General features: G+C 69.9%; 30 protein-coding genes. 13 read left to right on the top strand and 17 right to left on the bottom strand.

What is annotated here, in order from left to right:
- Window positions 1-12: 12 nt before the first annotated feature.
- On the bottom strand, window positions 13-387 hold the full coding sequence (locus O7624_RS25895; protein WP_139233179.1) for a nitroreductase family deazaflavin-dependent oxidoreductase: 375 nt from the start codon (window positions 385-387) through the stop codon (window positions 13-15).
- 26 nt (window positions 388-413) lie between these two features.
- The gene (gene rox, locus O7624_RS25890; protein WP_282237595.1) at window positions 414-1,847 is read right to left on the bottom strand and encodes a rifampin monooxygenase; all 1,434 of its coding nucleotides are present in this window, start codon (window positions 1,845-1,847) and stop codon (window positions 414-416) included.
- Window positions 1,848-2,025: 178 nt separating this feature from the next.
- Between rox and O7624_RS25885 the strand changes: the two genes are divergently transcribed.
- The 4 genes from O7624_RS25885 (at window position 2,026) to O7624_RS25870 (ending at window position 4,598) form a co-directional block, all read left to right on the top strand.
- On the top strand, window positions 2,026-2,400 hold the full coding sequence (locus O7624_RS25885) for a VOC family protein (protein ID WP_282237594.1): 375 nt from the start codon (window positions 2,026-2,028) through the stop codon (window positions 2,398-2,400).
- Window positions 2,384-3,031, top strand: coding sequence for a GyrI-like domain-containing protein (locus tag O7624_RS25880; RefSeq protein ID WP_282237593.1), 648 nt, complete (start codon window positions 2,384-2,386; stop codon window positions 3,029-3,031). The genes O7624_RS25885 and O7624_RS25880 overlap by 17 nt, the downstream gene beginning before the upstream one ends.
- 33 nt (window positions 3,032-3,064) lie before the next feature.
- Window positions 3,065-4,033: a GNAT family N-acetyltransferase gene (locus tag O7624_RS25875; protein ID WP_282237592.1), complete on the top strand. Its 969-nt coding sequence runs from the start codon at window positions 3,065-3,067 to the stop codon at window positions 4,031-4,033.
- Between the two features lie 169 nt (window positions 4,034-4,202).
- On the top strand, window positions 4,203-4,598 hold the full coding sequence (locus O7624_RS25870; protein ID WP_282237591.1) for a VOC family protein: 396 nt from the start codon (window positions 4,203-4,205) through the stop codon (window positions 4,596-4,598).
- Here the strand turns inward: O7624_RS25870 and O7624_RS25865 are convergent.
- Both O7624_RS25865 and O7624_RS25860 read right to left on the bottom strand, forming a co-directional pair.
- The gene (locus O7624_RS25865) at window positions 4,587-5,252 is read right to left on the bottom strand and encodes a helix-turn-helix transcriptional regulator (protein ID WP_282237590.1); all 666 of its coding nucleotides are present in this window, start codon (window positions 5,250-5,252) and stop codon (window positions 4,587-4,589) included. The genes O7624_RS25870 and O7624_RS25865 overlap by 12 nt on opposite strands.
- Before the next feature lie 177 nt (window positions 5,253-5,429).
- Window positions 5,430-6,161 (bottom strand): TioE family transcriptional regulator, encoded by a 732-nt coding sequence (locus O7624_RS25860; protein ID WP_282237589.1) that lies wholly within the window; start codon window positions 6,159-6,161, stop codon window positions 5,430-5,432.
- A gap of 63 nt (window positions 6,162-6,224) precedes the next feature.
- Between O7624_RS25860 and O7624_RS25855 the strand changes: the two genes are divergently transcribed.
- Window positions 6,225-7,814: a DUF6194 family protein gene (locus O7624_RS25855; RefSeq protein WP_282237588.1), complete on the top strand. Its 1,590-nt coding sequence runs from the start codon at window positions 6,225-6,227 to the stop codon at window positions 7,812-7,814.
- Window positions 7,815-7,910: 96 nt separating this feature from the next.
- On the opposite strand, the gene O7624_RS25850 is transcribed toward O7624_RS25855, so the two are convergent.
- On the bottom strand, window positions 7,911-8,711 hold the full coding sequence (locus tag O7624_RS25850; protein ID WP_282237587.1) for an aminoglycoside phosphotransferase family protein: 801 nt from the start codon (window positions 8,709-8,711) through the stop codon (window positions 7,911-7,913).
- A 173-nt stretch (window positions 8,712-8,884) separates the two neighbouring features.
- On the opposite strand from O7624_RS25850, the gene O7624_RS25845 reads away from it, so the two are divergent.
- Window positions 8,885-9,757, top strand: a complete 873-nt coding sequence (locus O7624_RS25845; RefSeq protein WP_282237586.1) for a helix-turn-helix transcriptional regulator — start codon at window positions 8,885-8,887, stop codon at window positions 9,755-9,757.
- A gap of 76 nt (window positions 9,758-9,833) precedes the next feature.
- Entirely contained in the window at window positions 9,834-10,775 is a 942-nt protein-coding gene (locus O7624_RS25840) for an SDR family oxidoreductase (protein WP_282237585.1), read from the top strand.
- A gap of 120 nt (window positions 10,776-10,895) precedes the next feature.
- On the opposite strand, the gene O7624_RS25835 is transcribed toward O7624_RS25840, so the two are convergent.
- Entirely contained in the window at window positions 10,896-11,933 is a 1,038-nt protein-coding gene (locus O7624_RS25835) for a hypothetical protein (protein WP_282237584.1), read from the bottom strand.
- A gap of 101 nt (window positions 11,934-12,034) precedes the next feature.
- Here O7624_RS25835 and O7624_RS25830 point away from each other — a divergent pair, with 101 nt between their 5' ends.
- Both O7624_RS25830 and O7624_RS25825 read left to right on the top strand, forming a co-directional pair.
- Entirely contained in the window at window positions 12,035-12,931 is an 897-nt protein-coding gene (locus O7624_RS25830; protein WP_282237583.1) for a LysR substrate-binding domain-containing protein, read from the top strand.
- A gap of 36 nt (window positions 12,932-12,967) precedes the next feature.
- A complete protein-coding gene (locus tag O7624_RS25825) occupies window positions 12,968-13,576 on the top strand; it encodes a class I SAM-dependent methyltransferase (RefSeq protein ID WP_282237582.1) in 609 nt (202 codons plus the stop codon).
- Window positions 13,577-13,627: 51 nt separating this feature from the next.
- On the opposite strand, the gene O7624_RS25820 is transcribed toward O7624_RS25825, so the two are convergent.
- The 3 genes from O7624_RS25820 to O7624_RS25810 form a co-directional block, all read right to left on the bottom strand.
- Window positions 13,628-14,005: a nuclear transport factor 2 family protein gene (locus O7624_RS25820; protein ID WP_282237581.1), complete on the bottom strand. Its 378-nt coding sequence runs from the start codon at window positions 14,003-14,005 to the stop codon at window positions 13,628-13,630.
- Between the two features lie 128 nt (window positions 14,006-14,133).
- Window positions 14,134-14,916 carry an alpha/beta hydrolase fold domain-containing protein gene (locus tag O7624_RS25815; protein WP_282237580.1) on the bottom strand — a complete coding sequence of 261 codons (783 nt, stop codon included), beginning with the start codon at window positions 14,914-14,916 and terminating at the stop codon, window positions 14,134-14,136.
- Between the two features lie 40 nt (window positions 14,917-14,956).
- Entirely contained in the window at window positions 14,957-15,916 is a 960-nt protein-coding gene (locus O7624_RS25810) for a helix-turn-helix domain-containing protein (protein ID WP_282237579.1), read from the bottom strand.
- Between the two features lie 40 nt (window positions 15,917-15,956).
- Here O7624_RS25810 and O7624_RS25805 point away from each other — a divergent pair, with 40 nt between their 5' ends.
- Genes O7624_RS25805 through O7624_RS25795 form a run of 3 tightly spaced genes read left to right on the top strand, consistent with a single transcriptional unit; the run spans window position 15,957 to window position 17,784 of the window.
- Window positions 15,957-16,550, top strand: a complete 594-nt coding sequence (locus O7624_RS25805; RefSeq protein ID WP_093407628.1) for a DJ-1/PfpI family protein — start codon at window positions 15,957-15,959, stop codon at window positions 16,548-16,550.
- A gap of 59 nt (window positions 16,551-16,609) precedes the next feature.
- Window positions 16,610-17,380 (top strand): ArsR family transcriptional regulator, encoded by a 771-nt coding sequence (locus O7624_RS25800; protein WP_282237578.1) that lies wholly within the window; start codon window positions 16,610-16,612, stop codon window positions 17,378-17,380.
- The gene (locus O7624_RS25795) at window positions 17,377-17,784 is read left to right on the top strand and encodes a VOC family protein (protein WP_282237577.1); all 408 of its coding nucleotides are present in this window, start codon (window positions 17,377-17,379) and stop codon (window positions 17,782-17,784) included. Before O7624_RS25800 ends, O7624_RS25795 begins: the two co-directional genes overlap by 4 nt.
- A gap of 11 nt (window positions 17,785-17,795) precedes the next feature.
- On the opposite strand, the gene O7624_RS25790 is transcribed toward O7624_RS25795, so the two are convergent.
- The 3 genes from O7624_RS25790 to O7624_RS25780 form a co-directional block, all read right to left on the bottom strand.
- Complete coding sequence (locus tag O7624_RS25790; protein WP_282237576.1) at window positions 17,796-18,341, bottom strand: hypothetical protein; 546 nt, start codon at window positions 18,339-18,341, stop codon at window positions 17,796-17,798.
- A 180-nt stretch (window positions 18,342-18,521) separates the two neighbouring features.
- Window positions 18,522-19,280, bottom strand: coding sequence for an isocitrate lyase/phosphoenolpyruvate mutase family protein (locus O7624_RS25785; RefSeq protein WP_282237575.1), 759 nt, complete (start codon window positions 19,278-19,280; stop codon window positions 18,522-18,524).
- On the bottom strand, window positions 19,277-19,939 hold the full coding sequence (locus O7624_RS25780; RefSeq protein WP_282237574.1) for a hypothetical protein: 663 nt from the start codon (window positions 19,937-19,939) through the stop codon (window positions 19,277-19,279). Before O7624_RS25780 ends, O7624_RS25785 begins: the two co-directional genes overlap by 4 nt.
- Before the next feature lie 64 nt (window positions 19,940-20,003).
- Between O7624_RS25780 and O7624_RS25775 the strand changes: the two genes are divergently transcribed.
- Window positions 20,004-20,699: a helix-turn-helix domain-containing protein gene (locus tag O7624_RS25775; protein WP_282237573.1), complete on the top strand. Its 696-nt coding sequence runs from the start codon at window positions 20,004-20,006 to the stop codon at window positions 20,697-20,699.
- Between the two features lie 85 nt (window positions 20,700-20,784).
- On the opposite strand, the gene O7624_RS25770 is transcribed toward O7624_RS25775, so the two are convergent.
- From O7624_RS25770 to O7624_RS25750, 5 genes are read right to left on the bottom strand one after another with little or no spacing between them, the layout of a single operon-like run.
- Window positions 20,785-21,747 carry a carbohydrate ABC transporter permease gene (locus tag O7624_RS25770; RefSeq protein ID WP_282240764.1) on the bottom strand — a complete coding sequence of 321 codons (963 nt, stop codon included), beginning with the start codon at window positions 21,745-21,747 and terminating at the stop codon, window positions 20,785-20,787.
- A 13-nt stretch (window positions 21,748-21,760) separates the two neighbouring features.
- Complete coding sequence (locus tag O7624_RS25765) at window positions 21,761-22,702, bottom strand: sugar ABC transporter permease (RefSeq protein WP_282237572.1); 942 nt, start codon at window positions 22,700-22,702, stop codon at window positions 21,761-21,763.
- Window positions 22,703-22,725: 23 nt separating this feature from the next.
- Window positions 22,726-24,129, bottom strand: coding sequence for an N-acetylglucosamine/diacetylchitobiose ABC transporter substrate-binding protein (gene ngcE, locus O7624_RS25760; protein ID WP_093407325.1), 1,404 nt, complete (start codon window positions 24,127-24,129; stop codon window positions 22,726-22,728).
- A gap of 26 nt (window positions 24,130-24,155) precedes the next feature.
- Complete coding sequence (locus O7624_RS25755; RefSeq protein WP_282237571.1) at window positions 24,156-24,905, bottom strand: SIS domain-containing protein; 750 nt, start codon at window positions 24,903-24,905, stop codon at window positions 24,156-24,158.
- Window positions 24,902-25,864 (bottom strand): MurR/RpiR family transcriptional regulator, encoded by a 963-nt coding sequence (locus O7624_RS25750; protein ID WP_093407330.1) that lies wholly within the window; start codon window positions 25,862-25,864, stop codon window positions 24,902-24,904. The genes O7624_RS25755 and O7624_RS25750 overlap by 4 nt, the downstream gene beginning before the upstream one ends.
- Window positions 25,865-26,000 lie beyond the last annotated feature (136 nt).

Below are 26,000 nucleotides of genomic sequence, written 5' to 3'. Positions count from 1 at the left end.
TCGGTCCGTTGGTCAGTCTCGGCGAAGGCTCATCCGCAGCAGTTCGGACTCGTCGGACAGGCCTGGTGGCGCCTTGGTGCCCGCCGGAACCAGCGACCAGACCTCCTGCTTGCGCACCAGCCGAGGAGAATCCAACTGCACCTGCTCGCCGTCGACGGACAGCCGCGCCGTTCCGGCTGCGAGGACGTTGCGGACCCAGTCGGTACGCGGCCCGTACAGCGGAAGGAACAGGTATCCGTCGGGCAGCGGGTGGGCGTCCAGCGGAGTCTGGTACGTCCTGCCGGACGATCTGCCCACGTGCGTCAGGACCGGTCGGACGCCCCGACGGACTTCCCGCGGGTTGACGAACCGTTTGTTGAACCGGGCGAGCCACCGCGGCAACGCCATGCCGACCTCCTCGTTCTCGGTGCGTGTCAGCGAGCACCACCGAACCACCTGGACAGCGCCGCCTCCAGGGTCGGCTGGTCCGCACCGACCCACGCGACGTGCCCGTCCGGCCGAAGCAGGACCGCCGGCATGTCCAGCTCCTCGCTGGTGTCGACGACATGATCTACCCGGTCGCGCCAGCCGTCCACCGCGAGTCGCCCGGTCCGGTCGAGCAGCAGCCCGTTCCCGGAGCGCATCAGCTCGAACAGCCGCCCACGTTCGAGCTGGACGTCGGGCAGCCGCCGCCCGAGCAGGGCATGGCCCTCGCCGAAGTCGTACCGGACACCGATCGCCGTGATCTTCTCGATCAGGAACCGGTTGACGTCGTTGAAGTCCATCAGCTGCGCCACCAACCGTCGGACGGCCTGCGGCCCGGGCTCGTTCGTGGTCAACTCCATCTGGGCCCGCGTGTTGTCGAGCACATCCGCTGCCACCGGATGCCGCTCGGACTCGTAGCTGTCCAGCAGATCGTCCGGTGCCCAGCCGTTGATCGCCGCCGCCAGCTTCCAACCCAGGTTGAAGGCGTCCTGGATCCCGAGGTTCAGCCCCTGACCGCCCATCGGCGGGTGCACGTGCGCGGCGTCACCGGCCAGGAACACCCGTCCGACCCGGTATCGCTCTGCCTGGCGGGTGGCATCACCGAAGCGCGACAGCCAGCGGGGCGAGTGCAGCCCGAAGTCCGTGCCCGCGTACGCGCGCAACTGCTGCTGGAACTCCGCGAGCGTCGGCGGCTTCGACCGGTCTTCGACCACGTGCTCCGCCGGCACGACCACCCGGAATGTCCCCGGCGTGCCCGACGGCCCGACCCCGAACCGCTTCTCGGTCTTGCGTACCTCGGTCACCACCTCGGCGATGTCCTCCGGCGAGGCCGTCACCTCGGCCTCACCGAGCAGCGTGTCGACTCGCGAGGGCTCGCCCGGGAAGCCGACGCCGAGCAGCTTCCGAACCGTGCTGCGCCCGCCGTCACAACCGATCACGAACCGGGCGCGCACCGGCGACACGCTGCTGTCTCCGAGGTGGACGGTCACCCCGTCGTCGTCCTGCTCCAGCGCGACCACCGCGCAGCCCCGCCGGATCTCGGCGCCAACCTCGGCCGCGTGCTCGGCGAGCAGCCGATCGGTGCGCGTCTGCGGGATCCCGAGCACATATCCGTGGGCGGTGTCCAGTCCACTGGGGGCGGGCTTGTCGATACCCGCGAAGAATCCCCGGATCGGAAACTGCTTACCGTTTTCGAGGAACCGCTCCAACAACCCCCGCTGATCCATCACCTCGATGCTGCGCACATGCAGCCCGAGCGACCGCACGAACGGCGGCGGCTCGGCCTCTTTCTCCAACACGAGCACGCAAACGCCCCGCAACCGCAATTCGCTCGCCAGCATCATGCCGGTCGGCCCGCCGCCGACGACGACCACATCGAACATGCATTTCCCCCAGGTGTTCCGATTCAGGCGCTGGCCGACGATTGTGCGCCACGACCGGGGTCTTGCCGCAATGCCGGGGGTGCGGTATATGTTGATAGTGGCAAGGAGTTCTCCTCCTTGCCTTTGTGCTTTACGGTCCGGCTCGCCGGCCCGCGTCCAGAGCTATTAGCCTGGGCGCATGACAGTCGACCTCTTCGCCGGGCTTCCGGTAAGCGACTATCAGCGTGCCCTCACCTGGTACGAGCGGTTGCTGGGCTCCGCACCCACGTTCGTGCCGAACGACACCGAGGCGGTGTGGGAGCTTGCCGAGCACCGGTACCTCTACATCGAGGAACTGCCCGAGCGGGCCGGCCACGCCCTCCAGACCGTGTTCGTCGACGACCTCGATCAGCGGGTGGACGGCATCGCCGCCCGAGGCATCCAACCTGCCTCACGAGAGACGTACGACAACGGTGTGCGCAAGGTGATCTACCGTGACCCCGACGGCAACGAGATCGGCTTCGGCGGTGCGCCGCTCGACCCGGCCCAGGAACCCGATGACAGACAAGATTGACTTCAAGAAGACCGTCGACGCCTACCAGGCACCACGGGGACGATTCCGGATCGTCGACGTACCCGACCTGTGTTACCTCATGATCGACGGCCACGGCGACCCCAACACCTCACCCGCCTTCACCGCCGCCGTCGAAGCGCTCTACCCGGTGGCGTACAAGCTGAAGTTCGCCAGCAAGCGGCACCTCGGGCGCGACTACGTCGTCCCGCCTCTGGAGGGCCTGTGGTGGGCCGAGGACATGGCCGCCTTCACCACGTCTCGGGACAAGTCACGGTGGAACTGGACCCTGCTGCTGATGGTCCCGGACTGGGTCGACCGGGCCATGTTCGACGCCGCCTTCGCGCAGGCCGGGGCGAAGAATCAGCCGGTACGCCTCGATGACGTCCGCCTGGAAACCCTGTCCGAAGGATGTTGCGTGCAGACGCTGCACGTCGGCGCCTTCGACGACGAGGCAGCCGTGCTCGCCCACCTGCATGACGAGTTCATCCCGGCCCAGGGGCTGCGCATGGCCGGGAAGCACCACGAGATATACCTCAGTGACTTCCGCCGGGTCGCACCCGAGAAACAGCGCACCATCCTGAGGCAGCCGGTCACCGCCGTGGCCGCGTCCGCGCCGTCGAAACCCGGATGACCGCGACGCCCGGTGCTGCGTAGGGTGCCGGCCATGTCCCGCGCCGAGCTACGGCCGCTCACGGCCGCCGACCTGGGTGCCTGCGCCACGTTGCTGGCTGACCGGCACCGCCGGCACCGCGTCGCCCAGCCGCTGCTGTCCGCCCGCTTCGAGGACGCCGCCGCGACGCTGGCCGAGCTGACCAGCGCGTACGAGACGCCGGACGCCTCGGGGGCGGTCGCCTACCGTGCCGGTGGCCCGGTGGGTTTCGTCCTCGGTGCGCCGAAGCCGTCACCGCTGTGGGGGCCGAACATCTGGGTGGAGGCCGCCGGGATGGCGGCCGTCGATCCGGAGGTGATGCGCGACCTGTACGCGCTCGCCGCCACCCGCTGGGTCGACGAGGGCCGCACGGCGCACTACGTCGTCGTTCCGGCACACGACGCGGAGTTGGTACAAGCCTGGTTCCGACTGGGCTTCGGCCAGCAGCACGCGCACGCCATTCGGCCCGCCGCACGGCCGGCAACGGTCACCCCGGCCGGGCTGTCGGTGCGTCGGGCGACCCGGGCCGACATCCCGCTGCTCGCTCAACTCGATCTTGAATTGCCGCTGCACCAGGGACAGTCCCCGACCTTCTCCGCCGGTCCGATGGGCACCCTGGAGGAGGCCGTCGCCGAATGGACGGCCGACATCGGCAACCCCGGGTACGCCACCTTCGTGGCCGAAACGGACGGCCAGGTCATCGGCTCTGCCATCGGCTGCGCGCTGGAGAAGTCGAGCGCCCACCTGAGCCTGGCCCGCCCGGAGCACGCCGGGTTCCTCGGGTTCGCGGCGGTCCTTCCGCACGCGCGCGGCGTCGGCGCCGGACGAGCCCTCGGCACCGCGGTCATCGACTGGGCGGTGTCGGCGGGTTTCGACAGCATGGTCACCGACTGGCGGGTCACCAACCTGCTCTCCTCGCGGGCCTGGCCGAAGCTGGGCTTCACCGACACGTTCCTCCGGCTGCACCGGCTGATCCGTTTCTGAGCGCCTGCTACGAGCGTGCGCAACCAGACGCTCGTCCTCGGCCTCAGCCGCAATCAGTGGTCCACCGCCGCCGGTGCCCGGCAACGAGCAGCTTCTGGGCCGACCGGACGCTGACCGGTGTCCGATTCGTTCAAGACTTCTCCGGCGGCACGCTCGTAGGGTCGGATTCATGGCACCCACCTTCAACGCGATCGGCCTCGCGGTGGCCGACATGGCCGCGTCCCTGTCCTTCTACCGGCGACTCGGCCTGGAGTTTCCGGACGGTGCCGAGCAGGAGCCGCACGTCGAGACGACGGTCTCGGGCGGTATCCGTCTCATGTGGGACACGCACGCCTCGTTGCAGTCCTTCGACCCGGGATACCAGCCGGCACCGCCCTCCGGTGGCTGGGCCTTTCTCTGCGCCGATGCGGCAGAGGTGGATCGATGCCACGGCGACCTGGTCGCCGCCGGACACCGGTCGGTCAACGCGCCCTGGGACGCACCGTGGGGGCAGCGTTATGCACAGGTACGCGATCCGGACGGCAACGTCGTGGATCTCTTCGCCTGGAACTCGTCACCGCAGTAGAGCACTCAGCGGCACGCCAGCCATCGCCCGTACCTCGCGTGCGAGGTGGGCCTGATCGGCGTAGCCCGCATCGATCGCCACCGTCGTGAACGACCGACCGGACCGGGCCAACGCAAGGGCCCGCTGCAACCGCAAAATCCGCTGCAAGGTCTTCGGCCCGTAACCGAAGGCGGTGTTGCAGCGCCGCTGCAACTGTCGGGAGCTCAGCCCGCACCGCTCGGCGACCGACCCGACAGGCAACCCGGCCTGCGCGGCACCGGCCAGAGCAACCATCACCCGGTCGACCCCTTGCCAGCGCCGGCTCGCGGCCTCGGTCAGCGCGGCGGCCGGATCATCGGACTCGGCGATGGCCCGCACGACCACCGCCGGCCACACCGCGTCAAGCGGCACACGCCGATCGACCAACTCGGAGGCGGGTACGCCCAGCACACCGGGCCCGGTGCCCGCGCCGAACCGCAGCGCAACGTACCGACTACCGGGCAGAACAGACTCGACCTGGGCGGTCGTGTCCGGCCCGGCGACGAAAACCGTGCCGTCCCACCAGATGATGTCGAGACAGCCGTCCGGCACGATGCGCTTGGATCCACCGTCCGGCGGCGTGACACTCCGCCAGGCCACGACGTACGGCAGCGGTGACGACCATTCCTCGTACACGCCCTCGACCCTCCCATCCGGGCACGACAACTCACGAGGATGCCCGATCGAGCGACATGCTTCTGTGTCGGTTGCCGTGGCGCTTCAGGGTCTTTGCCGACCCGGCCGGCCACCCGTTCTGCCTCCTCCGGTAGCCCGCCGCCAGGGTTTACGGTATGGGCGGGCGCTCCGGCGGGGTCAATGCCGTACGACGGACCGGGTGTCCGCGTCGAGGTATTCGGCGAGCCGGGCGGCCCCGGTGAGCATGGCCTGGCCACGGGCGGTGAGTTGTTCCCGCCACTGACGCAGTGACGCGGCGAGCGGTTCGGTGCCACCGGCTTCGCGCACCCGACGCAGCACGCCGGCGATGTGGTCGAGCCGGTACCCGCCGCGACGCAGCAGGTGAGCGAGTTCGGCGTCGCGGACATCGTCTGGTGAGTAGTCGCGGTAGCCGGTGGCCGGGTCACGCGCCGGCTGCAGAATCCCGGCCCGCTCCCACTTGCGCAGGGTTGCGGGTCGTACGCCGAGACGGTGGGCCAGCATGCTGATCGGCACTGCTTTCCGGCCCTGTGGTTGCCGCGGTGAACCGGTGAGGACGGCGACCGCCGTCTCCACCGCGTCCAACGTGTCTCTGTCGCGCTGAAGCAGGACGTGGCTGTGGTCGATCGTACGCAGCGCGGCGTCGATGTCACCCCGGTTGACGGCACGCATGATGTCACCGCTGGCCGGGTAGCCGTGGCCCACGATCAGCCCGAGATAGGCGCTCAGCGCCTTTGCGTGCACCTCGGTGAACCGGCGGTAGCCGGTCGGGCTGCGCTGGGCCGGCGGCAGCACGCCATCCCGCTCGTAGTTGCGCACGGCCTGCGCGGAAAGGCCGTGACGGCGCGCGAGATCGACTGGTCGGCGTACCCCTGGGTTGGAGGTTTTCATGGCGGTCACCTCGTTCCGTCGCTGAAAAGTCTCAACCGGTAGTTCAACGATACGGTCGATGCAATGACGTCCCTTCTTGACCTGCTTGCCGTACCACCGGCGCTGCTCGCGCTCGGTGAACCGACGCACGGCGAGTCCGCCTTCCTCCAGATCCGCAACGAGACCTTCATGTCGCTGGCCGTGCAGGGCTACCGGTCGATCGCGCTGGAGAGCGACCGGGCGGCGGGGCTGATCGCCAACGAGTTCGTCCAGGGCTCCACCGCCGTCACGCTCGACCGTGCGCTCACCGAGGGGTTCAGCCACGGGTTCGGCGGTGCCCCGGCCAACCGTGACCTGCTGCTGCGGATGCGCGAGTGGAACGCCGGCCGACCGGCCTCGGAACGCCTGACGTTCCACGGCTTCGACGCCCCGCTGGAGATCGAGGGTGCCCCGAGTCCACGGCACTACCTCATCCGGACCTGCGAATTCCTCGGCCTCGACCGATCGGCGGAGATCGACGACCTGATCGGGGACGAGGCGCGGTGGAGCGACACCGCAGCGATCTGGGAACCCGGCAGGTCGATCGGGCGCTCGGCCGACGCCCAGCGCCTGCGGGTGATCGCCGACGAGCTGCTGATCGAGCTGTACCTGAACGCACCCCGACTGGCCGGGGGCTGGCCGGCAGCGTTCGTGCAGGCCATGTCCGCTGTCGCGGTGCTGCGCTACCACGCGGCGGCCGCCGCACCGCTGGAGCGGGCGGAACGCTTCGCCCGCCTGGCCGGGGTCCGAGACGCGCTGATGGCGGAGAACCTGCTTCAGATCCGATCGGCCGAGGCACACCGTGGACCCACGCTGGTCTTCGCGCACAACACACACCTCCAGCGCCAATCGAGCACGATGACCATTGCCGGAAAGGACGTCTCGTGGGCCGGCGCCGGTGCCATCGTCGCGTCGCTGCTGAATGACCGGTACGCGGTGATCGTCGGTAGTCTCGGCGCGAGCCCCGCGCTCGGCATCGGGGCGCCGGCTCCGTCGACCTACGAAGGCAGACTTCAGCGGGGAACAATGCTTCCGCGGTACGTCCGTGCGGCCGAGATAGCAGCGGCCGAGCGGAGAACGCACGATCACCGCTACTTCCCGCTCGATCAGGCCACCATCGACCACGCCGACGCGGTGCTGCACATCCCGACCGGCGTCGACGCGGCCATGCTCGCCGACCGGATTCTCGCGCTACCCGGCGTCGAGCAGATCGTGACGAACGAGGAGAACGGATCACCCGAGGGCGCCGGCGGCGACCGGTTCTTCTACGTCGGCCCCGACCGCCGCCAGCCGTTCGCCACCATCGTCGACCACGACGTGCCCGGCTTCGACGACGCCTCCCAGCTCGACCGTCCCGGCGTCTTCCGCCTCAACCTCGACCTGGGCCGAGCCGAGTTCGAGAGGCTGTTCGGTTTCCCACCCAAGGCGTTCGAGGAGCACCGGCAGGAGTTCGACTTCACCCGGCTGGACACTGTCGTACCACACCCGGGCTACGCGCTGTACGGCTTCGGCAGCATCGTCATGCCCGGCCCGCACCTGCTGCCCGAGATCGACCGACTCCTCGCCATCGCTCACGGCCGAGCAGTCGACCGCCACGAACGCGCCGCACGTCGGGCGGCTGACCGGCCAGACTGAGCTCCGGCGATCCGGGCCAGGGCGCCGTTCTCCAATGCCGTCCACAGGTTGCCGTCGGGTCCGAGGGTGATGGGCCCGGACGCCGGGCGTTGCTCCTCACATCCGCGATCTGAGTACGTCGAACTCGCAGCCTGGCGCGGACGGGTCGAAGCCGTGTTCGATCAGCCAGCGGGAAGCCAGCAGGCTGCGCAGCGACCACCAGGCGCGAATCACATCCCGGTCGACGTCGGTGCCGTAACCGGTCAGGAGATCATCGAGGCGTTCCTCGTGCCCGAGGGTAAGCACGGCCAGGTCGTACAGCGCATCGCCGGGCGCTGCCTCGGACCAGTCGATCACGCCGGTGACCTGGTCGCCGTCGGTGAAGATGTGGGTGATCTGCAGGTCTCCGTGCATGAACACCGGCGTCCACGGCCGAAGCGCCGCCTCGGCTATCTCGCGGTTGCGGCCGACCAGGTCGGCGGGCAGGACGCCACTGTCGACGAGCCAGGCGCATTCGCGTTCGAGTTCCGCGTCCAGCCCGACGAGCTTCCTGCCGGCCCACGGCGGTGGTGGCGCGTCGTGCAGCGTCCGGATCACCGCGCCCGCCGCGGCCCACGCCGCCGGTGACGCGGGCGACGGCTCGCCGAGGCGGCCCAGCGCCTGGCCGGGGACAGCAGTGATCGCGAGGACGGGCGGCTTGCGCCACAGGACCTCGGGAGTCGGCACGGGCGCCAGCCGCATCGCCTCGACCTCGACATCGATACGCGCCTGATCACTGTCCACCTTCAGGAACACATCGCCGACGCGCAGGGTCGCACGCTCATCATGGGCGACGACGACCGTGACCTCTTCCACGCCGGCCATTATCGAGGGCCGATCAACGACGCCGCTGCGGTCATCGCTGCCGGTGCCACCCACGGCGTGATCGAGTCGGCCACGGGCTGGCCCACTGGGCTGCTCGGCAGCGCCCCGGCCTGCCCGCCAGGAAACAGCGAGCAGCCCCCTCCGCGGGCAGCGGGGGATCGGCGATCCGTGGCTGCCCCGGTCACCTGGCCGGTAGGAAGGAGGCAGGACCGAGACAGGGAGCGCACATGACGATCGACCGGGCCGGCCTGGCCGACTTTCTCCGGCGCCGCCGGGAGTCGCTGCAGCCCGAGGACGTCGGCCTCCCGCGCGGACCGCGCCGCCGGACCAGCGGCCTGCGGCGCGAGGAGGCGGCCCTGCTCTGCCACATGTCGACCGATTACTACTCCCGGCTGGAACGCGAGCGCGGGCCACACCCGTCCGAGCAGATGATCGCCTCGATCGCGCAGGGCCTGCACCTGTCGCTCGACGAGCGCGACCACCTGTTCCGGCTGGCCGGGCACCGTCCTCCGCCGCGCGGCGCCACCAGCGACCACATCAGTCCTGGCCTGCTACGGGTACTCGACCGTCTCGACGACACCCCGGCCGAGATCGTCAGCGAACTCGGAGAGACGCTCCGGCAGAACGCGCTCGGCGTCGCCCTCACCGGCGACACCACCGGCTACACCGGTCCCGCCCGCAGCATCGTCTACCGCTGGTTCACCGACCCGGCCACCCGCCGGCGGTACGCGCCCGAAGACCACGGCTTCCTGTCCCGCATGTTCACCTCAGGCGCCCGAGAGATCGCGACACTGCGCGGCCCCGGCTCCCGGGCGGCGCAGCTCACCGAGCTGCTCCTTGAGCGCAGCGACGAGTTCCGCAAGCTGTGGGAGCAGCACGAGGTCGGCCTGCGCCCGGACGATGGCAAGAACTTCGTGCACCCCGAACTCGGTCTGCTGGAGCTGAACTGCCAGACACTCGTGGATCCGGGACAGTCCCACTACCTGCACGTCTTTACCGCGGTCCCGGGCAGCGAGAGCTACGAGAAGCTCCAGCTGCTCGCCGTGCTCGGTGGCGACGCTCATCGTGGGATCGCCGATCCGTGGCTCCGAAGGCCCTGAATCCGCCGTCGGCGGTCGCCGACGATCGAATCGCACCCGCCGATTCGATCGGATCGGCCGACACGAGGAGACCGACATGGCCCGCCACTTCGACCTCACCATCCCCGACCTGTCCGGCAAGCTCGCCGTCGTCACCGGCGCGAGCGACGGGATCGGCTTCGTCATCGCCGGCCGCCTCGCCCGGGCCGGCGCACAGGTGATCATGCCGGTCCGCAACCCGGCGAAGGGGCAACAGGCCGCCGACCGCATCCGCGGCCGTGTCCCCGGAGCCACAATCGGCACCCGCGCGCTCGACCTGTCATCGCTGGACTCGGTGGCCGCCCTGACCAGCCAACTCGTCGACGAGGGCCGCCCGGTCAACATCCTCATCAACAACGCCGGCGTGATGAACCCGCCCACCCGCCAGCTCACCAAGGACGGCTTCGAACTGCAGTTCGGCACGAATCATCTCGGTCACTTCGCGCTCACCCAGGGACTGCTGCCGCTGCTGCGGCAGGGGCGGGCGCGGGTGACCCACCAGACCAGCGTCGCCGCCCGCAGCGGGGCGATCAACTGGGACGACATCAACTGGGAGCGCGGCTACGAAACGATGAAGGCGTACGCCCAGTCCAAGATCGCCGTCGGCCTGTTCGCCCGGGAGCTGCAGAACCGCAGCGCGGCGGCCGGATGGGGCGTCACCAGCAACCTCTCCCACCCGGGGGTGTCGCCGACGAATCTGCTCGCCGCGCAACCCGGCATGGGCCGCGCGAAGGACACCACCTCGGTCCGCATGATCCGTCTGATGTCCCGCCTCGGCGTGGCCGGCACGGTCTCCTCGGCGGCACTGCCGGCGCTGCTGGCCGCGACCGGCCCCGACTCCCAGGGCGGACAGTTCTTCGGCCCCAAGGGTTTCGGCGACGTCGGCGGCGCGCCCGCGCAGCGCGAGCTGTGGGCTCCGCTGCGCAGCGACGACGACGCCCGCCGACTCTGGGAGGTCTCCGAGCGGCTGATCGGGACTGCGATTCCCCGCCTGAGCTGACTTCCGGCCGATGACGGCTGGGCGGCGCCATGGCATGTCAGCTCATCGTGACCGGGGCCGACGCCCGTAGCAGGGGTGTCGGCCCCGGTCACCCACAGGTCGTGGGAGACGGGAGACCGTTCAGGACAGCCGGTCGTCGGACGCCGTCCGTCCCCCGGATACGGGAGGCCAGGCAAGTCCCGCACCGAGCCGCACCACCGTGTACGGCAGGACTGGATTCTCCGCCCCGTACTGGAAGTTGACCACCAGGAGGTCGTGACCGTCGAACGCCGCCGTCGACGGGCCGTGCAGCGCGGGGTCGGTCAGTCGCCCGAGCAGCCTTGCCTGGTCAGCGCGGCGATTGAGCCGCAGCACGTTGACGGTGTTGCCGTTCCCGTCGATGTTGCTGACCACGTAGAGCGTGCGGCCACGTACGAGCAGGCCGTCGCCGTGCACCGTGGCGCCGCCCAGGTCGATCGCCCGGACCGTGCGCCGCCGCAGGTCGATGCGGTGCAGCGCGCCGTCGTTGTAGTCGGCGACGATGAGGTGGCGTTGGTCGTGGGTGGCCACCAGGCCGTTGAGGTTGAACCCGGCGTTCCACTCGATGCCGGTGCCGCGCAGGTCGAGGAAGGTGGGTAGCGGCCTGGTGGTGCCCGTGCCACCGCGCAGGTCCGCCGCAGGAATCCGGTAGAGGGTCGGCTGGAACGAGTCGGTGACGTAGACGTCGCCGTTGGCGGTCAGCGCTACGTCGTTCAGCATGGAATTCGGTGCGGCAGTGGCAAAGCGGTGCAGGAGCGCGCCGGTGCGCGTGTCGTACACCCACACGTACCCGGTTCCTCCGCCAGCGACGATGAGCCGGCCGCGATGGTCGACCTTCATCCCGCCGGCGGTGGTCCGGCCGTCGGCGGCGTTGCCGGGCAGCCACACCGTGGTTCGCGGGGAGCGGACGTCACCGCGGTAGATACGCCCGTCGGTCAGGCTGCTGACGTAGAAGTACGGACTCCGGGGGTCTCGGGCGATGCCCTCGGGGTAGGCGTCGTCGCCGGCCAGAACGTAACTGTCCGGTCGCGGGCCGGGGGCACCGAAAGCCGAGGTCGGCACAGACGCTGACGCCGGCGCAGGTACGGCGCCGAGCACGCCGAGCACCGGGACGATCAGAATCGCGAGCAGTCGTCGCATGTTTCGCACGTTTCCTTCCGATCAGGCTTGTCGCATCGAGCGTGGCCTCGGTGGTGAGTCACCGACAAGATCCATGAGGTATGGGCGGGTACCTTCGCGGTATGTCGGTGGATCTACGCCTCATGCGGTACGTCGTGGTGGTCGCCGAGGAGGGCAGTTTCGAGCGGGCCGCGCAGCGTCTGCACATGGCGCAGCCACCGCTGAGTCGACAGATCCGCGACCTGGAGCGGCAGCTCGGCGTACCACTGTTCACCCGCCGCCCGACCCGCCTGACCGAGGCCGGGACGGCTTTCGTGGCGTCTGCGCGTCAGGTGCTCAGCGACGCGGACGCGATGGTCCGGGCGACGCGGGCGGCCGGGCAGGGCCGCGCCGGCACGGTGCGCATCGGAACGGTCGCCAGCGCCGCACACGAGGTGGTGCCGCAACTGCTGGACGCGCTGCGGGCGATGCATCCGGACATCACCGTTCGCACGGGCGAGGCATGGCCGACCGAACTCGACGCCGGGTTGCGCGCCGGCCGCTTCGATCTGGTGCTGTCGCGGGGCGCGGCTGCTCAGTCGGACCTCGCCCGGCAGACGGTACGACGGGAGCCGCTGGTCGCCGTCGTCGGTCCCCGGCACCCGCTTGCCGGGCGTCCGACCGCGACACTGGGCGACCTGCGGATCGGCCCGCTCAACCTGCCGCCCGAACACCTGACGCCCGGCTACCGCGCTGCCGTCTTCACCGCCTGCGCCCGCGCGGACGTGCAGTTCGCCGCTCGGGACTGCCAGCAACTCGGCTGGCGTCGCGTGGGCATCGCCGAGGACACCGGATTCTCGCTGGTACCCCGGTCGCTTGCCGCGCTGCCCACGGTCGACGGCGTCGTCCTCACCCTCACCGACGACCTCCCGGCACCAGACCTGGAGCTGGTGTGGCGACGCGATGCGCTGTCGCCGGCCGCTGCGGTCGTCGTCGACGTGGCTGCTCACCTCGCCCGGCAGCGCGGCTGGGCGGGGTAACCGCCCGACGCCCCGGCCCGGGTCTACAGTGCCACGGTGAGCAACCAGCCGGTACGCGATGCCTATTCGTCAATGTCGGCGCAGTACATCGCACTCTTCGATGGCGGCGGGCAGGCCCACGCGGACGACACGGCTCTCATCCGGGACCATCTCGCGGGTCTGGACGGCGCGGTGCTCGATCTCGGTTGCGGTCCCGGCCACTGGACCGCCTACCTGCATTCGCTCGGCGTCAAGGTGACCGGCATCGATCTGGTCCCCGAGTTCATCGACCACGCCCGAGCGAACTTCCCCGGGCCGGCGTTCCGGCTCGGCTCGATGACCGAACTGGACGTCCCCGACCACTCGGTGGCCGGCGTCCTCTCCTGGTACTCGACGATCCACCTGCCACCACCGGAACTGGACCACGTGCTCGCCGAGTTCCGCCGGATGCTGACCCCGTCCGGGCGGTTGGTGATCGGCTTCTTCGACAGCGAAGACGAGGTGGCCGAGTTCGACCACAAGGTTCTCACCGCGTACCGCTGGCCAGTCGACGAGTTCTCCGCTCGCCTGACGCGGGCCGGCTTCACCGAGCTTCAGCGCCTGCAACAGCAGTTCCCGGACCGCCCGGACCGCCGGTACGCGGCCATCGCCGCGACCGCCACCTGAGCCCGCCCGCCGCATCCGACACCTGACCGTGCCTACGGCCGGCCGCTTCGATCAGGCAGCCGGCTGCTGTCCCGGCCAGAACGGCCACTCCTCGAACGACCGACAACGTCCGTCGTCCGCGAATCGCATGATCCAAAGGTCGCGGTACTCCTGGTCGACCGGGTCGCCGTAGCGGACCTCCTGGCGCGACACCGCGGTGTCGCCGTCGACCGCGACGATCTCCGTGGTCATCTGGAACACCTCGTCGGGGCCTTTGCGCTGCTGGTCCCACATCTCGGCGATGGCCGGCAGGCCGACGACGGGCGTCCAGTACGGCCCCTGCTGATAACTTGCATCCTCGGTGAAGAGCGTGACCAACGCCTGCGTACCCGGCGTCCGCCACACCTGCTCGTAGGCAGCGATCCAGTCGGCGACCTGCTTTCTGTTCATGGACAACACAATGCCATTCCGAGGGCGTGCCGGGCGGCGGTAGACGTATGACGCGTTGTCACTGGTGAACCGTCAGGGAGGGGGTGGGATGCCCCGGTCAGGGCTTCGACAATCGGGACATTGCCCGGTCACCTCGTCGCGAGCCGGTCGAGGAGGAACAGCGCCGTGGCATCGAGCACGTCGTCGAAGTGCCTGCTGTCGTCGGGGTAGTGGAATCCGTGGCGGGCCTGTTCGTACTCAATGAGCACGCACTCGTTGCCGGAGCGCACCATCGCGTCCCGAAATTGCCGCACCGAGTCGATCGGCTCGACCTCGTCGCGGGTGCCGTGGTGGATCTGCATCGGTGGGTTCCCCGGCCGCACGAGTTCGACAAGTGAATACTCGATCAGTCTGCCCGGTGCGATGCCGACCTGCCGTTCGAGGCGGCGCTGCGCGGCCGGCTCGAAGGAGCGCAGATTCGATCCCGCCGGGTTGAGGGCCACCAGGGCCGCCGTACCGGCCGTCGGTGCCGCGGTGGTGGCGGGTGGGGTCATCGCCGCGACAGCCGCGAGGTGAGCCCCGGCTGAGCTGCCGCCCGAGGCCAGGTGCGACGCTTCGAGCCCGCGCACCGCGGCCACCCGGGCGAACTGGTCGATCGCCCACCGAACATCAGCGATGCAGTCGTCGATGCTGACCGCGCCGCGGCCGAGCAGCCGATACCCGGCTGAACCGGCGAGGATCCCGCGCGACGCCAATTGTCGGCAGTGCGGGGCGAGCCCGTCAGGCGATCCCTCGCGGAGGGCGCCGCCATGGAACAGCACGATGCCGGCACGGGGTGGTTTGCCGGCGCCCGGCTCGAAGATCAGCAAGGGCAGTTCGCTGCCGTCGGCGGCGTGAAAGAGCAGCGAGGACTCTCGGCAGGCTGCCGTCATGAGCCGCATTCGACCATCGGACGCACGCGTCCACAACCGGTCAGCGCTGCTGGAACGCAGCCCGGTAGGCGAGCGGAGTGGTGGCGTACGCCCGACGGAACTGAAGCCGGAGGTTGGCGGCGCTGCCCAGGCCACTGCGTCGAGCGATCTCCTCGACGGTCAGGTCACCGTTTTCGAGCAGGGCACAGGCCCGGCGTAGCCGGGCCGCGATCAGCCAGGCGCGCGGGCTCGTGCCCAGCTCCCTGGCGAAGGCGCGACTGAGCGTTCGGGTGGACTGCATCGCCTGCCGCGCGAGGTCGGCCACCGTGATGGGCCGGTGCAGGTTGGCCAGTGCCCAGTCCGTCACGCCGGTGAGCCGCTCCCCCACCACCACGGCGCTCGGCACGGTGTACTGGGCCTGCCCTCCGGCGCGGTGCAGCGGTGTGACCATGTGCCGGGCCCGCTGGATGGCCGCCTGCTGGCCGTGGTCGAGACCGATCAGGTACAGGCACAGGTCGAGGCCGGCGGCGAGGCCGGCGCTGGTCAGTACGGTGCCCTCATCGACGTAGAGGACCGCCGGGTCGACCCGCACGGTGGGATGTTCCTTGGCGAGTGCAGCGGCGTGGACCCAGTGTGTGGTGGCGCGACGGCCGTCGAGCAGACCGGCCTGGGCCAGCGCGAAGGCGCCGCTACAGATGGCGGCGATCCGGGCTCCGCGCTGGTGCGCGCTGCGTAGGGCGTCGAGCGCGGCCACCGGCGCTGGCCCGCGCCGGAACCCGGGCACGATGACGGTGTCGGCGGTGGCGACCGCTTCGAGGCCCGCGGCGACGGTGATACCGAACCCGGGTGTGGTGGTCGGCACCGGCCCGGCCCGCAGCGAGCAGAGGACAGCCTCGTACCTGCCGAGACCTTCGTGGCCGAAGACCTGCGTGGCGATGGCCGCGTCGAACGCCACGACCGGAGGGAGAGCCAGTACAGCAACGCGGTGAATGGCCGGTTCCTCACGCACGATGGCAAGCATGCCACTGGCCCGTCCCGGCGGCGGTCGCGAGGCTGTACGGGTGAGAGTAGAGATCGTTGTATTCGACGGCTTTGACGAACTCGATGCCTTCGGCCCGTTCGAGGTGCTGTCCAGTGCCGGGTTCGAGGTTGATCTGGTGGTCGCGGAGGGGCCGGGTCCGGTTCGCAGCATGCGGGGCGTCCAGCTGAACGTTCCCGGTGTGTTGGATCGCCCGGACGGAGTGATCGTGGTCGGCGGGGGTTGGCTGAACCGGGCCGAGCAGGGCTCCTGGGCGCAGGCTCAGGCCGGCGTGCTGCCCAGGAGATTGGCTGAGGTCGCCGGTTCCGCAAGGTGGATGGCGTCGGTGTGCACGGGCGCGATGCTGCTCGGGGCGGCCGGTCTGCTCACCGGGCGCAACGCCACGACGAATCGCCACGCGTACGACGAGTTGCGCGCCTACGGCGTGCACGTGATCGAGGAGCGGGTAGTCGACGACGGCGACCGGGTCACCGCGGGCGCGTTGAGCGCCGGCATCGATCTGGGCCTGTGGCTGACCGAGCGGGAGTACGGCACGGAACGCGCTGCCACCGTGGCTGCCACCATCGACTTCGCTCTGCGCGGCCCGGTCTGGAAGAACCCGGCCACGACCAGGTAGCGATGCCGAAACCGGCAGGTCAACCAACCCATCAAGTGGATTTGATGTAATATCCAGTCGTGGCGTCATCGGGTCGTACCACTCCGTCATTCCTGCACCTGGCCGCACATCCGCTGCGCTGGCAGCTGTTGACCGAGCTGGCGACCGGCGATCTCCGCGTCCGGGAGTTGGTGGCGCTTGTCGGTGAGCCGCAGAATCTGGTCTCCTACCACCTTCGGTTGCTGCGCGACGGCGGGCTGGTCAGCGCCTCCCGCAGCAGCTTCGACGGCCGGGACAGCTACTACCACCTCGATCTGGACTCCTGCGCCCTGGCGCTGGCCGAGGCCGGCAGGGCCCTGCATCCCGCGCTGCTCGCCACGACAACGCCTCCCCCGGTGGATCGGCGGCGATCGCGGAAGCTGAGCGTGCTTTTCGTGTGCACCGGCAACAGCGCCCGCTCACCGATCGCCGAGGCGTTGCTGCTCCGCCGCTCCGGCGGCGAGGTCAGGGTGGTCAGTGCCGGCACCCGGCCCAGGTCGGGCCTGCATCCGCACGCGGTACGCGTACTGCGCGACAGCTTCGGTGTCGACGTCGCCGGGCAGCGGCCCCGGCACCTCGACACGGTCGCCCGCCGCCGGTACGACTACGTGATCACCATGTGCGACAAGGCCCGCGAGGTCTGCCCCGACCTGCCCCACGAACCCCGACGGGTCCACTGGAGCATCCCCGATCCCGCGACGACCGCCGACTATCCCGCCTTCCACCGCGTGGCGATCGACATCGACATCCGCGTCCGACATCTACTACCCGTGCTCACCGCAGCCCGGTCCGCGAAGGAGATCCGGCTATGACAGACCCCCAGTACGCAAGCGTCCGATACCTCGTCGACGACGTGAGCGCCGCCGTCGAGTTCTACACCACGCATCTCGGGTTCGCCCTGCACACCAGCGCCGCCCCCGCCTTCGCCGACGTGGTGCGCGGCCCGCTCCGGCTGCTGTTGTCCGGGCCGGCCAGCTCCGGTGCCCGCGCCACCCCCACCGACGTCGCCACCGCCGGCCACAACCGCATCCACCTCGTCGTCGGCGACCTGGATGGCGAGATCGATCGACTACGCGACGCCGGAGTGTCGTTCCGCAGCGAAGTGGTCAGCGGCCCGGGCGGACGCCAGATCCTGCTCGCCGACCCGGCCGGCAACCTGATCGAGCTGTTCCAACCCGCCCACCGCCTCGCCGCCGGCGCAACGGCCACGTCCTGAGCGGACCACTGTCACGGACGGGCTGGCCCGGCGGTCTCTTGGGTCGACGAGCGGGTCGATCCTGCCGGTTCGGCCCGCTGCGACTCGATCGCCCGGATGTGCCGGTACGCGAACCACAACGGCGGGAACGCCCCGACGGCGAAAGACAGGTCCACCACCGTCCAGAACCACGGGATCTCCCGCAGCGGCCCGCAGATCAGCGCCAGCGGCACGATCCCGACACAGGCGATCATGCCAAGCTGGACCACCCAGACGTTGCGCACCGGGTCACGCAGCGGTCCCCAGAACGCCACGGCCAGCACCAGGTGGGCGTAGGCGAGCCAGTCGGTCCCGTACCGCATGAACGGGTACCGGTCCCCGGTCTCGACAAGTCCGACGTGGACCCGCTCGATCCAGCCGACCAGGGCCGGGAACTGCTCGGCGAGCGGGTCGGCCGCCCGCAGCAGCCAGCCCACCTCGATCTCCAGAGGAAACGCGGTGACACCGCTCAGAAACAGGCCCACCACCACGACCCACAGCCAGCCCCGGATTCGCCGCAGCCGCTCATCGACGCCCATACCCGCAGGTTAGTGATGAGCTTCAGGCGCCCGTGGCCGGCCACGGGCGCCGTGAGCTGACCCACCCGCGGACTGGTTCCATCGGGATGTCGGCAGCAACGCGGTTTGGCGCGCCTATCCGTGCGACGACTTCTCGTCTCGCCGACATCGCAGGCATGACGCGACCGCCGACCGGCACCGTCAGGGGACGTCCCCGGCGGCGCGCTCGCCGGGCCCGACGTTCACCTGGGCGTACGACGGGAGGTCGGGGCGTACGGCGCGCCCCTCGCGTACCGCTCTCGCGGTGTCCACGACGGCAGCCAGGGCCGCCCGGAACAGCAGTGAGCCGGTGCTGATCCGCCGCACACCCAGTTCCGCCAGGGTGGTCACGGTGTGCCGGGCCGGTAGGAACAGGATGTTTACCGGTACGTCGACGGCGGCCACCACCGCCGCGATGTCGGCGGGCTCGGCCAGACCGGGGACGAAGACGCCGTCGGCGCCGGCGTCGGCGTAGCGTCGAACCCGGTCGACCGCCTCCGTCAGGTCACCGGGACGCTGCCAGTGCGTGTCGGTACGGGCATTGACGAACAGCCCCGGCACCTCCCGCTTCACCGACCGGATCAGTGCCGCGTGCTCCGGCGCCGGACCCATGGCGTCCTCCAGGTTGACGCCCACCGCGCCGGCCTCGGCCACCGCGACCGCCGCGGCGACCGATCCGGTCTCGATGTCGGCGGTGAGGTGTACCGGCAGCGCCGCCAGCCGGCGGATGAGCGACACGGTCGCGGCCCCGGTGACGGCCGCGCCGTCGGGCAGGCCGTTGACGGCCGCGACGCCGAGGCTTGTGGTACCGAGCGCGGCGAACCCGGCCTCGACCAGGAACCGGGCCGACGCGAGGTCCCAGACGTTCGGCAGAACCAGCGGGTCGTCGACACGGTGCAGCGCTGCGAAGCCGCCGCTCATCCGCGTGCTCCGGCCACCAACGCGAGAGCGTGGGCGCGGCCGGGGCAGCGTCGAGGTCCCGCACCGAACGCCAGATCACCGGCCAGGGGCACCCGCACGACCTCACCGGCCTCGACGGTCATACCGGCCACGGTGGCGGTGACCGTCGCCTGCCGTCTGGTCGCCGGCACCGGCGGATCGTCACGCAGCACCTCGTCGACGTGACGGTGCCGGGTCCGGTCGATCAGGACGGCCGTTGCCTCGCAGGCCTGGACGAGCAGGCCGATGCGGGCGGAGGTCGGCTCGTCGAATGTGCCGCCGAAGAGCGCCACCAACCGATGCATGGCGGTGTCGGCCCGCGACTCGTCACCGGTGCCGGGCTGGTACGCCTGCGCCACGTCGCGGATCAACTGCACCACGGGACGGGTGACTCCCAGCCGAGGGGCCAGGACCGCCACCGGGTGGGAGTCACCGGCATGGCGTAGCGGCTCCAGCGGGATCGCGTCCAGGATCGCGACGGACAAGCCGCGCCGGCGCTCGTACTCGATGCCGGAACTGAACCGGCCCACCGTGGCGCGCAGCCAGGCGACGCCGGTGGACGCGGGTGGGACGGGCGGCACGACGAACGTCGGGTCGGTCAGCACCGCGAGGGCGGCCGCGCGGCCGCGTATCTCCAGCATGCGGCGAAGGCTACGACCACGATCCTTCGGTGAGCACCGAACTGTCGTACCCGACAATGGGTAGGTGACCTCCGCTGCCGACCTTGCCGGGCTCGCGGCGCTGCTGGCCGACGAGACCCGTGCGGGGATCTGCCTCGCGCTGCTCGACGGCCGGGCGTGGACCGCGAGCGAACTCGCCGCGTACGCGGGTGTCGCGCCCTCCACCGCCACCGGGCACCTGCACCGCCTCGTCGAGGGTGGCCTGCTCGTTCAGCGTCGCCAGGGCCGGCACCGGTACGTGCAGCTCGCCGACCCCTCGGTGGCGCAACTGCTGGAGGACCTGTCGGCCCGGTTCGAACCGCCTCCCGCCCGGACCGGTGGTCTGCGGGCGGCCACCGCCAGCGCGGCCCTGCGCCGGGGCCGTACCTGCTACGACCACTTGGCCGGACGGCTCGGTGTGGCGGTGACCGATGCGATGATCGGGCGAGGGCTGCTGGACAACGGCGGCGGCTTCGCGCTCACCCCGGCCGGCCGGTCCTGGCTGATCGACCTGCTCGGCTGGGATCCGGCGCGGCCCCGGTCGGGCCGCCGGCCGCTGGTCCGGGGCTGCCTCGACTGGACCGAACGCCGGGAGCACCTCGGCGGACTGGTTGGCGCGAAACTGTGCGAGCGGTTTCTCGGCCACGGGTGGGTGGTGCGCATCGGGTCCGGCCGCGCCGTACGCCACACCGCCGCCGGGCAGGCGGCCCTGCGCGACCAGTTGGGGATCATCCTCGACTGAGGTGGCGCGCGCTCGGTCCGGGACCGGTCGGACTCGGGTGGAGGCCGTTGGTTTCCCGGACCGAGCACGCCCTGCGCGGCGGCGGTTACTTGCTGACGCCGGCGGTGAGGCCGGACTGCACCTGACGCTGGAAGACGATGTAGACGATGAGCACCGGCAGCATCGCCATGGTGACCCCGGCGAACAGGCCGGACCAGTCGGAGCGGTAGCCCTGGTTGACCGACAGTTCGATCAGGCCCTGGGAGATGACCTGGTTCTTCGGCTCCCCGGCCACCGACTGCATGAGCAGGGTCGGCAGGTACCACTGGTTCCACTGGCCGAGGACGTTGAAGATGCCGATGCTGATCAGGCCCGGTTTGGCCATCGGCAACATGACGCTGAAGAACAACCGGCTGTGCGACGCGCCGTCGACCATGCCCGCCTCGGCGATGGCGTTGGGCAGGGTACGGAAGAACGAGTGCATGAAGAAGACGGTGAACGACAGCGACCAGGCAACGTAGACCAGGATCAGCATGACGTGGCTGTTCGGGCCGAGGAACGGCAGCACCACGCCGGTGTTGTAGACGCCCTTGAACAGCGGCACCGCAGCGAGGTAGATCGGCAGGGTCAGCCCGGACAGGAACATGTAGTAGATCAGCCGGTTGCCGGGGAACTCGTAGCGGGCGAGCACGTAGGCGGCCATCGAGCCGAGCAGCATGGTGAGGAAGACGCTGCCGGTCAGCACCAGGATGGTGTTGAGGAAGAACGACCCGATGTGCCCCTCGGTCCAGGCCCGGGCGAAGTTGCCCCACTGCAACTGCTCGGGGATCAGCGACAGCGGCTTGCGGATGACCTCCGAGTCGGTCTTGAGCGCCGACATCACCACCCACAGCAGCGGGTAGACCACCATGATCGCCCATACGGCGAGGAACAGGTGTGAGAAGCCGTTGAAGAAGCGCGCTCCGGCCCGGCCGCCGCCGACGGCGGCGCGCTGTGCCGGCGTACCGGCCGGTGGTGGAGTCTGGTCGGGGCCGGCCAGGCCACCCGGAGTATGGGTCACCGTGCTCATCGTCCAGGTCTCCTCAGTACTCGATCCGCTCACGACGGGTGATCCTCAGCTGGAGAGCGGCCAGCAGGATCGTGAAGATCGCCAGTGCCACGCCCATCGCGCAGGCGTAACCGAACTGACCCTTCTGGAAGGCGGTGAAGTTCAGCACCGACGCGAAGATCTCACTGGCGTGGTTCGGGCCACCCTGGCTGGGCGTCATGACGAACACCAGGGCGTACATGTCCAGGGCGATGAAGCCCAAATAGACCCAGGCCACCGAGACGGTGTCCCGCAGCAGCGGCAGGGTGATCCGGAAGAAGGTGTGGAACCGGCCGGCACCGTCCAGGATGGCCGCCTCGTAGACGTCCTTCGGGATGGACTGCATGGCCGCGGAGAAGAGCACCATGTAGAAGCCGGCGCCGCTCCAGACCGCGATCAGCAACAGCCACCACAGCACCGCCGGTACGCCGAGGAAGGGCTCCGGGTCGTACATGAAGGTGATCGGGTCGTCCTCGCTGACCAGCCCGATCCTCATCAGCATGCCGTTGATCAGGCCCTGGCCGTCAGCGCGGTAGATCTGCTGCCACATCACCGCGATGACGACCAGGGACAGCACCTGCGGGAAGAAGAAGATCACCTTGTAGAGGCCGGAGCCGAACACTCCCCGGATGCCGGCCTTGTCCTCGCGTCCGCCCACGTTGAGCAGGAACGCGAGGAACAGGGCCAGCGCGATGGTGAACAGCGGCACGGTGATCAGGAAGAAGACGTTGTGCCAGAACGCCTTCCTGATCAGCTCGTCGGAGAAGAGCCGGAGGTAGTTGTCCAGCCCGACGAACTGCTGCCTGTCGGAGTAACCTCCCCAGTCGGTCAGCGAGTACCCGGCCGCCTGGAGGAAGGGCCACACCACGTAGAAGAGGTACAGCCCGACCGGCAGGGCCAGGAAACCCGTGACGAAACGCGCAACACCGTGCCGCATGGGACTCACTCTTTCCGTTCGGATCAGGCGTCGCGGGTCTGCTTGGTGATCGACGAGTCCTGGGCGACCTTGTCGGCGGCGGCCTGCATCTTGTCGACGAACTGCGCGGCGGTCAACCGGCCGGCCATCAACTCGGCGGAGAGGTTCTGGCTCTCCTTGTCCAGGTCGGCGTAGAAGTTCCAGAGCTTGATCGAGATCAGGTCCGAGCTGGCGTTCTTCATCAGCTCGTTGGCGCTGGCGAGGGCGGCGTCCTGGACGTTGTCGCCGGAGCCCTTGGTGGAGGCCAGGGACTTGGTCAGCTCGGCGAACTTCGCCGAACCGGCCTTGGACAGCACCGCGCGCAGGAACTCCTTGGCGGCGGCCTTGTTCGGCGCCTTGGCCGGGACGACGATGCCCTCGCCGGCACCGGCGTAGACGTCGTTCGGCGCCTTGTCGGTGGCGCCCAGGCCCCAGTAGTCGGAGATCTTCATCTCGAAGCCCGGCGGGATGGTCGCCGCCATCTCGTTCTTCAGCCAGGTGCCGACCTGGATGAAGGCCGCCTTGCCGTCGAGCCACGCCTGCTGCGACTGGGTGTGGTCGAGCTTGCCGGGCAGCAGCAGCTTGTCCTTGACCAGCTTCTCCCACGCCTCCAGCGCCGGCAGGACGCCCTCGGCCCGCCAGGCGTTCTCCTTGAGGTTGTCGATGTCGATGACGGCCTGCTTGCCGGCGGACTTCCAGACCGTCGCCATCAGCGCCCAGCGCGGGTAGTAGCCGTGCACGGCGTCGTACACGTACGGGGCCATGCCCTTGGCCTTGATCTTCGGGGCGAGGGCGAAGAAGTCGTCGAAGGTCTTCGGCGGCGTCCAGCCCTCCTTGTCGAAGAGCACCGAGTTGTACCAGTTGCCCCAGACCGTGTAGGCCACGTTCACCACGAAGAACTTGCCCTGGTAGGTGCCGTCACCGACGGTGCCCGGCAGCAGCGTGTCGGCCACCGTACCCTCGCTGTCCCAGGCCGGGGCGGCCAGCAGGTCGTCCAGCGGCTCGATGGCACCCTCGTTGACCAGGGTGCTGATGTCCATCATGTCGGCGCCGGAGTTCATGACGACGTCGCTGGGCTGCGTCGCCATCTTCGGCTGCTCTTCGGTCTTGATCTTCTGGGTGGAGCTCATGTTGACGGTGACGTTGGGGTACTTGGCGTTGAAGATCGCCTGGTCCTCCTTGGCCCAGGCGTCACCCAACCCACCGTTGAAGATGACCACCTTCACGGCGCTGCCGTCCTGCACGCCGAAGGGGTTGTCGTTGCTCTTCTCCCCGGCGCTGTCGTCGTTCTGGCTCGGCGTGCTGCCGGCGCAGGCGCTGAGCAGACCGGCGGCCGGGGTCACCAGGAGGCCCGCGGCCGCCGCGCGGCGCAGCAGGGTCCGGCGGTCGAGATCGGGGGTAACGGACATCGTGTGACTCTCCTTGTGATGTCGGGTCAGGCGGTGCGCCGGAGTCGCCCGGCGTACCGCGACTCGAGGGCGAGGTTGTGCTCGTCCCCACCGGGGACGTTGGCGGAGAGGTAGATAGGGGGTGCCTCTCCGGCCTGGTGGAACCGTCGTACGACCTCCGCGGTCAGCAGCTGCGCCAGCAGCGCCGAGGTGACCGAGGAGACCGCACAGACCGCGCCGCCGCCCTCGAGCGGCAGCAGTGCGTCGCCGTACGGCGCGCCGTTGTCCAGCACGACGTCGGCGAGATCGACGAGCCGCCGGCCGGACGGGTGCCGCGGGGCCACCCGTCCGGTGTGCTCGACCGAGGTGACCGCGATCAGCGGGTGACCGCGTTCGGTGGCCAGCAGCGCCAGTTCGACCACCGAACCGTTGATGCCGGACTGGGACGCCACCACGAAGACGTCCTGCGGCTGGGGTGCGGCGATCGCGTAGAGCTGATGCGCGACGGCCGGGTCACGTTCCAGCTTCGGGTCGGCAAGCACCTGATGCGAGACACCGCCGTGCAGCACCAGGTCGTGCAGGGAGATCCGGTTGGTGGGTACCAGCCCGCCGGCCCGGGCGACCAGTTCGGCGGCGAAGGCTTCCGAGTGTCCGGCGCCGAACGCCTGCAACACCCCACCGTCACGCAGGCTGGCGGCGATCAGGTCGGCGGCCCGGCCCAGCGACTCGGCACCCCGCTCGACCAGCCGGTCGAGGACTGGCCGGACGGCGTCGGCGTACCCCTGGGCGCTGATCATGCGCTGGCCTCCCTCGCTGCCTTGTGCCCGTCCACGGCCTGGGCGGTACGCCGGAAGGCCGCGTGGGCGCGGTCGTGGGTGCGCTGGGCGACCGCGATGTAGAGCAGGTCGAGGACGACAAGTTGAGGATGCCGGGCCGACAGCGCGTCCGGCCGGAACGTGGTGGCCTGGCTGGCGGTGAGCAGCACGATGTCGGCCAACTCGGCCAGCGGCGACCGGCGGAATCCGGTAAGCGCGATGGTGGTGGCACCTCGGCTGCCGCCCTCGGCGAGCATCTCGATGGCCTCGCGGGTCTGGCCGCTGTGCGAGATGCCCAACGCCACGTCGCCGGGACGCAGCAGCGCGGCAGCGGCCAGCCCGGAGTGCACGTCGTTCCAGGCCCACGCGGCCACGCCGATGCGGTGCAGGCTGAACTGCATCTCCTCGCCGACGAGCGCGCTGCCGCTGGCACCGAAGATGTTCACCCGCTCGGCACCAGCGATGGCGACGGCGGCCCGCTCGACCTCGGTCAGGTCGAGCAGCGCGGCGGTGTCATGCATGGCCCGGGTGTCGGCGGCCATGATCTGCTCCAGTACCCGCTCCAGCGGGTCGCCGGGCTGGATCTCTCGGCCGATGTCAACGGTCCAGCCGGCCGAGCGTGCCCGACCGGTCTCGGCGGCGATACCCAGACGCAGGTCGGCGTAGCCGTCGAAGCCCATTGCGCGGCAGAACCGGGTGACCGTGGCCGGCGAGGTGCCGCTGCGTTCGGCCAGTTCCACGATGGTGGCGCGGGCCGCCGCCTCCGGGTCGCTGAGCACGTGCTCGGCGACCCGCCGCAGCGCGCCGGTCAGTTCGGCGGCACCGGTGCGGACCCGGGCCAGTGTCCCGTCGGAGGCAACGCCCAGTGCGCCCCGGCGGTCAACCCCATCGACGTCGGCCACCGCGGTGCCCGCGGAGGTGTCCGCCTCGTGATCAACCATGGGACGCCTTTCGGAAAAGACTGTTAACTGTTAGTGGTAAAAGTTCTTACTGAAGGCCCCTCCATGTCAAGACCGTGGGCGAAGTTTTCAAACTGTTACCTGCGACACCGGGTCTGCCGCGGCCGCACACCCCGCC

The sequence above is a fragment of the Verrucosispora sp. WMMD1129 genome (assembly GCF_029581255.1).
In the GTDB taxonomy this organism is placed as follows: domain Bacteria; phylum Actinomycetota; class Actinomycetes; order Mycobacteriales; family Micromonosporaceae; genus Micromonospora; species Micromonospora sediminimaris.
This window is presented reverse-complemented; position numbering and strand designations above follow the sequence as displayed.

Coding starts and splice junctions, on each gene's coding strand:
- O7624_RS25895 (WP_139233179.1), bottom strand. CDS start 387: ATGGCGTTGCCGCGGTGGCTCGCCCGGTTCAACAAACGGTTCGTCAAC.
- rox (WP_282237595.1), bottom strand. CDS start 1,847: ATGTTCGATGTGGTCGTCGTCGGCGGCGGGCCGACCGGCATGATGCTG.
- O7624_RS25885 (WP_282237594.1), top strand. CDS start 2,026: ATGACAGTCGACCTCTTCGCCGGGCTTCCGGTAAGCGACTATCAGCGT.
- O7624_RS25880 (WP_282237593.1), top strand. CDS start 2,384: ATGACAGACAAGATTGACTTCAAGAAGACCGTCGACGCCTACCAGGCA.
- O7624_RS25875 (WP_282237592.1), top strand. CDS start 3,065: ATGTCCCGCGCCGAGCTACGGCCGCTCACGGCCGCCGACCTGGGTGCC.
- O7624_RS25870 (WP_282237591.1), top strand. CDS start 4,203: ATGGCACCCACCTTCAACGCGATCGGCCTCGCGGTGGCCGACATGGCC.
- O7624_RS25860 (WP_282237589.1), bottom strand. CDS start 6,161: ATGAAAACCTCCAACCCAGGGGTACGCCGACCAGTCGATCTCGCGCGC.
- O7624_RS25855 (WP_282237588.1), top strand. CDS start 6,225: ATGACGTCCCTTCTTGACCTGCTTGCCGTACCACCGGCGCTGCTCGCG.
- O7624_RS25845 (WP_282237586.1), top strand. CDS start 8,885: ATGACGATCGACCGGGCCGGCCTGGCCGACTTTCTCCGGCGCCGCCGG.
- O7624_RS25840 (WP_282237585.1), top strand. CDS start 9,834: ATGGCCCGCCACTTCGACCTCACCATCCCCGACCTGTCCGGCAAGCTC.
- O7624_RS25835 (WP_282237584.1), bottom strand. CDS start 11,933: ATGCGACGACTGCTCGCGATTCTGATCGTCCCGGTGCTCGGCGTGCTC.
- O7624_RS25830 (WP_282237583.1), top strand. CDS start 12,035: ATGTCGGTGGATCTACGCCTCATGCGGTACGTCGTGGTGGTCGCCGAG.
- O7624_RS25820 (WP_282237581.1), bottom strand. CDS start 14,005: ATGAACAGAAAGCAGGTCGCCGACTGGATCGCTGCCTACGAGCAGGTG.
- O7624_RS25815 (WP_282237580.1), bottom strand. CDS start 14,916: ATGACGGCAGCCTGCCGAGAGTCCTCGCTGCTCTTTCACGCCGCCGAC.
- O7624_RS25810 (WP_282237579.1), bottom strand. CDS start 15,916: ATGCTTGCCATCGTGCGTGAGGAACCGGCCATTCACCGCGTTGCTGTA.
- O7624_RS25795 (WP_282237577.1), top strand. CDS start 17,377: ATGACAGACCCCCAGTACGCAAGCGTCCGATACCTCGTCGACGACGTG.
- O7624_RS25790 (WP_282237576.1), bottom strand. CDS start 18,341: ATGGGCGTCGATGAGCGGCTGCGGCGAATCCGGGGCTGGCTGTGGGTC.
- O7624_RS25785 (WP_282237575.1), bottom strand. CDS start 19,280: ATGAGCGGCGGCTTCGCAGCGCTGCACCGTGTCGACGACCCGCTGGTT.
- O7624_RS25780 (WP_282237574.1), bottom strand. CDS start 19,939: ATGCTGGAGATACGCGGCCGCGCGGCCGCCCTCGCGGTGCTGACCGAC.
- O7624_RS25770 (WP_282240764.1), bottom strand. CDS start 21,747: ATGAGCACGGTGACCCATACTCCGGGTGGCCTGGCCGGCCCCGACCAG.
- O7624_RS25765 (WP_282237572.1), bottom strand. CDS start 22,702: ATGCGGCACGGTGTTGCGCGTTTCGTCACGGGTTTCCTGGCCCTGCCG.
- ngcE (WP_093407325.1), bottom strand. CDS start 24,129: ATGTCCGTTACCCCCGATCTCGACCGCCGGACCCTGCTGCGCCGCGCG.
- O7624_RS25755 (WP_282237571.1), bottom strand. CDS start 24,905: ATGATCAGCGCCCAGGGGTACGCCGACGCCGTCCGGCCAGTCCTCGAC.
- O7624_RS25750 (WP_093407330.1), bottom strand. CDS start 25,864: ATGGTTGATCACGAGGCGGACACCTCCGCGGGCACCGCGGTGGCCGAC.